This window comes from Streptomyces capoamus (assembly GCF_014654935.1).
In the GTDB taxonomy this organism is placed as follows: domain Bacteria; phylum Actinomycetota; class Actinomycetes; order Streptomycetales; family Streptomycetaceae; genus Streptomyces; species Streptomyces capoamus.
Genome location: NZ_BNBF01000038.1, coordinates 8,765 through 9,226, shown reverse-complemented (window position 1 = coordinate 9,226; position 462 = coordinate 8,765). Strand labels below are relative to the sequence as shown.

1 pseudogene is annotated in these 462 nt (G+C 71.9%); it reads left to right on the top strand.

The window, feature by feature from the left end:
• Positions 1–28: 28 nt before the first annotated feature.
• Positions 29–462, top strand: a pseudogene (locus tag IE312_RS35515) (helix-turn-helix domain-containing protein); the annotation flags it as partial.

Below are 462 nucleotides of genomic sequence, written 5' to 3'. Positions count from 1 at the left end.
GGGCGGATCCACGGGACCGGAGCCGGACATGCTGCTGGTGATCGACAACGCCGAGCACCTGCTCGACGCCGTCACCGCCGAGGTGAAGGCGCTGCTCGCACGGCATCCGTCCCTGCACATTCTGATCACCTCGCTGCGCGCGTCGGCGTCGCTGCCCGCCGACCTGTGGGAGGTGGCACCGCTGTCCTGCGACTGGACGCAGGGCACCGGCGCCTACCCGCCGGCCGCCGAGCTGTTCTTCCGCCGGGTGCACACCGCGGTCCCGACCCTGGACCTCAGCGACCAGATGCAGGACGTGGTGGAGCTGTGCCGGCGGCTCGACGGGATCCCGCTCGCCGTCGAGCACGCCGCCTTCCGGCTGCGTTCGGTCCCCTTGCGCATCCTGATCGACGGTCAGCCGGTGCTGCCCATGCTCCACCAGGACGATGCGGGCGGGCTTTCGCACGGGCGCTCGCTGCACCG